3 protein-coding genes are annotated in these 6,609 nt (G+C 39.1%); all 3 read right to left on the bottom strand.

Annotated features, from left to right (window positions below; genetic code table 11):
• Positions 1–150: 150 nt before the first annotated feature.
• Entirely contained in the window at positions 151–1,872 is a 1,722-nt protein-coding gene (locus AAC037_RS17180; protein ID WP_339904283.1) for a hypothetical protein, read from the bottom strand.
• A gap of 110 nt (positions 1,873–1,982) precedes the next feature.
• Positions 1,983–4,181, bottom strand: coding sequence for a radical SAM protein (locus AAC037_RS17175; RefSeq protein WP_339904281.1), 2,199 nt, complete (start codon positions 4,179–4,181; stop codon positions 1,983–1,985).
• Between the two features lie 42 nt (positions 4,182–4,223).
• Positions 4,224–6,609: DUF5686 family protein (locus tag AAC037_RS17170; RefSeq protein WP_339904280.1), on the bottom strand; the 2,386-nt coding region annotated here is incomplete at its 5' end.

Genomic DNA, 6,609 nt, shown 5'->3' with positions numbered 1-6,609 from the left:
AAGACAATATTAGGTTTAGCTTTATTTGCCTTTGATTGACCAAAGGCATCGCCGGAAAAACTTAACATAAAAACAGACCAGCCTATCAAAAATAGGCAGGGGAAAAAAGTTTTCACCTTAAAACGATTCAGTATAATCATCATAAAGGAATTAAGAGATTTTTATGGAATGGTGAAAAGGAGTAGTGCCCGTCAGAAAGGCCGTTGGTGCATCCATTTTAGGTAAAGCACCCCTTATGGCTACCCATTTGTGCCTGTATAAACCCGGCCCAAAATTTATAGAGGAGCCATTGCCGGTGTATTTACCCATTCCTTCTTTTAAAAATACCGTCTCTTCCATTCCTTCATGGGGAACAGTACCTGAAAAAGATCCTCCGGGTCTAAATATTAGCTCAAGCGCAACCGGAACATTGTCTGTCCCTGTAATCGAAATATCAATCGAAAATCCATCACCCTCCTCCTGAATGGTTACGGTACTGTAAAGCTTTTGAATTTCTGATTGCTGGCGCTGACTTCTGGGCATTTTGGCCCAAACCCCATCACCTGGAATGGTTTCTTTAGGAAAAGGCTGATAATAAGGCCCTGTCAATTCACTTGAAAGAATGTATTTGCCATTTTCTACCTTATAGGAATCCGCAGAAAATTGACCTTTCCCAAAGAAAGCACTGGCAAACCTCATTCCTTGTAGGGCCAATTCTTTTTTATGAAAAGTAAAGAAAACGGTACTATCAGAAAGTATAGATGCGTCATAATTCCCCCTTCTCACCCTTATTAAATTTGAATTCCGAAATTCTTTGGTATAATTGACCGGCAATGCTTTTGAAGCAGGCAATTCCTCCCAAAGAGAGGGGTCCTCTAGGAAATAATATAGAAAACCGGTTGTTTTTCTGAAACAAGTTTCTTCAATTAACTTACAAGCAGCAGCAAACTGCCCCTCTCCCGTCTTTAGGGCCATATAGCGGAATGGATAATAATAATTTTCTAAGGTGCCTATTCGAGAGTTGTCCTGTCTTCCGGATGCTTCCGTTACAATTTCCCCATTGGGATGCAAGTAATATAGGTTCATTTTAAGATTTTTCGCTACATATTCCAGCAATTCAGGCTTATTGAATCCTCTTGCAATACTAATCAGTACCCTATCACTCAAAGAAGAGTATATATAACTACTTTTTTCTTCAAATTGCCCATCTTCATCCAAATCAATTTGCTCCGAGAGCCATTCTTCAGCCCTTGATTGATAGGCTTCATCAGGCTTGATTTTATAGAGTTCGGCCAGTGCCGAGCTAACCACCCATCTGTGGTTAGGTGTATGAATACCTCCTATTTTCAAGGCTTCCCCTGCATTGACCAAAAATTGTTTAAGGGGAGCTAAAATCAATTGTTTTTGGGACACTTCTGATTGATCCAAGAGACGCCAAACCGGAGCCAACCATTTTACGATAAATCCTGTATCCGGAGTGGATTGGAAGTTGGTAGAGACCAAATCAATTGTGCCATCCTCATTTTGAAGGCTTAGAATAAAATCACTAGATAAAGCCAATTTCTCCCTTAACTTCTGATCATTATAAAATTCTGATTCGGGACTTACCAAGGCACAGATCCCCGTTTTTAAGAAAGAAGTTATGGAATGAGCAGTAGCCATTTCGTTTCCATCCAATACCGCTCCATAGTTGACAGCATCCTTGTTCGCCACATACCTGAGAAGGATATTATTCAGCGACAAATCATTATTAGAAATCATTTGTACTAACCACTCAGGTTTATTGATTTCTATATTATTGTTGGAAGATTCAAAAGAGGCAATTGGCAAGCTGGCAAATGGAGCAAAAAGGGTAAATGTTCCATTTTTTTTGATGAAAGCTCTACGCTTCATAAAGTGTCTTGGATTTAGTTTATTTTGGGATTTTATAAAAGCTAAATATACAATTTTTTTAAGATTGGAAAAGCAATACTAAAACTTAATCAAAAAGTTAAATCCCTCTTTTAGAGGATCAACAATCCACAAGCATTTAGTTCTTCTTTCATGGCCAAGTTGAAAAATTTGTCAAAATTTCCACACGCCTCTTCAAAGCTTGATTTAAAAGCAATATAGGAAAGAGGCCTAGAAGATGCTTTCATCACTTCCAGTATATGCAACAACCAATCCGCATGATCTTTTGTTAAGGTAAGGTCCACTATGGCTGTAGGCGTATGAAAGGTCAATAAAACCCTAGGGAAAGACTTCTTCTTTTTGCGAATGACTTTCTCTGTCACAATGGGTGCACTTCCTATCCAAACCACCTTAGCGGTATCTTTAGGGGCTTTATGGTTTTCCTTCTCAAGGCATGATGCAATATAATCCGGCCCAAGGGTTGGCCGTGGAATTTTAAATTCAAACCACTCTTGTAAAGGAAAGTCAAAACCTATACCGTGCATAAAGTTAAAAAGTGACTTCTTTAAGCCAAAGCTAAACTGAGAATGATCTACGCCTGTTGGGTCTGTAAATGCAATGTCATTGTTAGCAAAAGTGATCTTATTCTGCTGCGAAATAATTTGAAATTCTTCAGGAGCCAAACCAATAGGGCTATGAGCTGTCAGGGCAAATTGATGCCAAAATCCTGACCGCAATACACCTTCCTCAAACAACTGACGAACCATTTCAAGGCTGTCAATGGTTTCTTGGATGGTTTGGGTAGGATATCCATACATAAGGTAAGCATGCACCATGATTCCTGCCTCAGTAAAATTTCTGGTAACCATTGCCACTTGCTCCACAGTCACCCCTTTATCAATAAGCTTAAGCAGCCTGTCTGAAGCCACCTCTAAACCGCCCGATACAGCTATACAACCGGAAGCTGCCAAGAGTAAGCATAAGTCTAACGAAAAACTTTTCTCAAAACGAATATTTGTCCACCAGGTAAGACTGAGTTTGCGCTTGATAATTTCCAGAGCCAAGGCACGCATTAAGGACGGAGGTGCAGCTTCATCGACAAAATGAAACCCACTCTCTCCGGTTTCTTTTATCAATTGCTCCATCCGATCTACCAAAATACCGGCAGTAAGGGGCTCGTAAATTTTTATATAATCCAATGAAATGTCACAAAAAGTACACTTGCCCCAATAGCAACCATGAGCCATAGTTAATTTATTCCACCTACCATCACTCCATAGACTATGCATGGGGTTGGCAATTTCTATGACAGAAATGTATTTATCCAGATTCAAATCGGAATAATCAGGGGTACCTAATTCATGCTGTTTGTAATCTGGTTCATTGGAATCATTCTTATACAAAACAGCTTCACCTGATTGAAAAAACGTTCGCTTTAATTTCGTATTTAAATCGAATGGCCATTGGTCTTTTTCGATTAGCTTCAATAAAATCTCTATTGGTTTTTCTCCGTCATCCAGGCAAATAAAATCGACAAAATCAAACACCCTTGGTTCAGAAACACTTCTCAATTCAGTATTCGGGAAGCCTCCTCCCATCACAATTTTCACCTGTGGGTAATGGTCTTTTATAAATTGACCACAGCGAAAGGCACTGTATAAATTTCCTGGAAAAGGTACTGATAGGCCCACCATTTTGGGTTGAATGGTTTTCATTTGATAAGCCAACAGCTTAATACTTATCAGATCAATATAAGTAAGTGGTATGCTTAACTTTTCGTAAAGTGCATCGAAACTGTTGGCACTCTTTCCTAGGGATTCTGCATACCTACTGAAGCCAAAATTTGCATCAACACATTCAATAATAAAGTCAGACAAGTCTTCCAAATAAAGGGTTGCCAGGTGTTTGGCCCTATCCTGCATCCCCATATTACCAAAGGCATAATCCAGGTCATCCAGTTGTTCAAATCTAGCGGCTTTAGGCAAAAAGTTGTCCGCACAAATTTTCCTGGCCAAAGTCGCATTTTTCCCCTGAAGGAAAAGTATTACCGCATCAATCGAAAGGAGGTAAACTTCTTTTAAGGCAAATATTCTTCCTGCGTTTTCACTTCTGATCGTCTTATTTTGCTCCGCAAATAAAAATATCTCTTCCAGTCCTTTTTTAGAAAAGATGGCCTGAATAACATCCATCCCCAAATCCATCTGAAAACTACTGATACCTTTGGTATTCAAAAAGCCTTTTAAATAGGCTGTCCCCGGATAAGGGGTATTTAACTGGGTAAATGGAGGAGTGATTAAGAGTAAATCTTTCAAAGAGTCTGAAGTTTGGCCAATACAAAAGTAAGTTAAAACCGCTTACTCGTCTATATTTATTGAAATAAAGGTGGCAATTCCAAACCTAAAGCCACCTGAGCTGTACTTTCCGTTTTCAAAACCTGCCCCCATCTCCAACCTAAACAATCTAAAAAGGTTATCTAAAGAGTAACCAAGCTCCCAATAGTGAGGCGAATTTTTTGTTTTCAAGTAGTTAAAGAACAGGTTTTCCCTAATTCCTGAAAACCGCAGCCCGGGTAATTGGGTGAAAATAAATTTTCTGAACTGGTAATGAACCAAGCCTCCAAAATACCGATCCATAGTACTAAAGGTATAATAATCCAGGAATCTATAGTTACTCGCGGCCCCCATATTACTAAAAACCGTTCTATTTCCACCAAAATGTTTGAAATCCATAAAATAGACTTTCTTCGCATTAAAAAATTCACCTGCAGTCAGATTAAATGCCAACTTACCACTTACCCCGAAAGGAATGGAATGTTTTATCCCAAATTCCACCTGTTGATATTTACTCACTTCAGCCCCTTTGAAAATGATAGGGACAGCTTGACTGTAGCTAAGCATTACTAAGGGAGCAGTAGCCATTAAGGGTGTTTTACGGTTATTTCTTACTTGATATTTTAGTCCCGGTCTCCAATCAACGCTCAAATCAAACAATGCGGCTTGGTTGGAAACCAAAAATTGATCATTCAGGTCTTTTTGAAAAGGCTTATTGGAACCGTACGCTTTACCATTATTATTGAAAAAACTGTAATTGCTATGGTTGGTAAGTGGACTTCTATCTTCCAAGCTAATGCTTGCCCTATAGGTAAATTGATCTCCCATCCTTTGGGCCCAGAAAAACCTAGCAAATGCTTTTTCATATAATTTCATGTAATTCTCTCTGAAAAAAAGTGAATAAAGCACATTTACCTGTTCACTAATAGGAGCTTCATCATTGTATTGGTAAATGAATTTTCCACCATCCACTCCCCAGGAATACCCTTCCCTTCCTTTGGTTACAGACCTGCGGAAGTTTAAAGTCATGTAGGCCTTTTTGCTAGCAAATCCATACCTAAACTCCGGCTTTATGTTCCATGAGCTTACCTCATTGGTCACACTATCCGCCATTTTGGTAATTTCCTCTTTTCTATAAAAACCGGAAAAACCCAATTTAAAGCCTTCCACAGTGTTGAAAGACATTTTTGTCCAATTGGTATAAAACCCCGCAGATTTACCCTTCCCAAAATGGTACCTTCCACCGGAAAAAATATCAAAAGGATTGAATTTCCTTTTGGCTTTTTGTGCGATACTATCTACCTCACTATTCTTAGCTTTGTCTATTAGCGCCAAACTATCATCCCTAACATAACCTAAAACTTCCTTTTTGGTCAGCGGTGTAGGTCGGATGCTGTCCCAATAAGCCATGCTTCTTTGGGTAGCCAGAGAATCAATCACTTGACTTCTTACCGAAACTATATCTTGCTCTTCTCGGGCTTTATCTTGCTCTTTTTCATAGGCAGTGATTAGTTTGCGGAATTGTTTTCTACTCAATTGCTCGGCCTCTTCCAATTGTATTAGTGGCGCATCTTTGTTGGCTAAGGTTTTGACCTTTTCAGGAATATCAGTGACTTTTTCATCTAGGATTTCAGTGTCAAATTGAAGCTCCGGGTTGAGGGTCAACTCATAATCTCTCGTTGAAGCTAAATATTGAAACTCACCTTCAAAACCGAAAAATTTCCCTCCAAAAATATACGTATGAGTAATGGGCATCCATATCTTTTCCTTTATAGGGGCATATTGTTGGCGAACGCTGATATCAAAGCCCAATAGAGATGTTTTAAGATTCAAGCTATGAATGGACCACAAGTCCTCTACAATATAAATATAACCATCAAAGACCTTCTCTCCTTTAGACCGGGGAATGACCCTTATTTTATTGACAAGTACTTCATCTTCCAGAAAGGTGCCTTCCAAACGAAACCTATAGTACCCAAAAGCCGACCTTGCCAAGGGGGAAATGATATCATTTACCTTGTCATCGTAAAAACTAGCCCCAATATAGGGAGCAGGAGAAGTTTGGTTATTTTCACCACTTGTGCGAATGCTTATGACCTCTTCTTTGATTTCATTTGGTTGTTTAAAACTAACCTTAGAGACGGATTCAGAAGTATAGGCTTCATTTAAGCTAACACCTTCCTTGGCTAACTTTTTCTTAAGAAAGAATGGTGCATCGCTTAGTTCACCGGTACCTTTGATGTATACCATCATGGTATAAGCTTCTACTTGAAGTTTATGGTATTTGGCTTTAGCAATGGCTTTTCTGATCACTGTTAATGCAGGATCCTCAGCACCTTCTTTTACCTCTACCTCAGAAAGTCCATAAGTTTGCATTTCCAGACTAACATTCACTTCTACCCAATCATCC

This window comes from uncultured Cyclobacterium sp. (assembly GCF_963976465.1).
Taxonomy (GTDB): domain Bacteria; phylum Bacteroidota; class Bacteroidia; order Cytophagales; family Cyclobacteriaceae; genus Cyclobacterium.
This window is presented reverse-complemented; position numbering and strand designations above follow the sequence as displayed.

Excerpts from the sequence above, each read along its gene's own strand:
- AAC037_RS17180 (WP_339904283.1), bottom strand. The coding sequence starts at position 1,872 with ATGAAGCGTAGAGCTTTCATCAAAAAAAATGGAACATTTACCCTTTTT.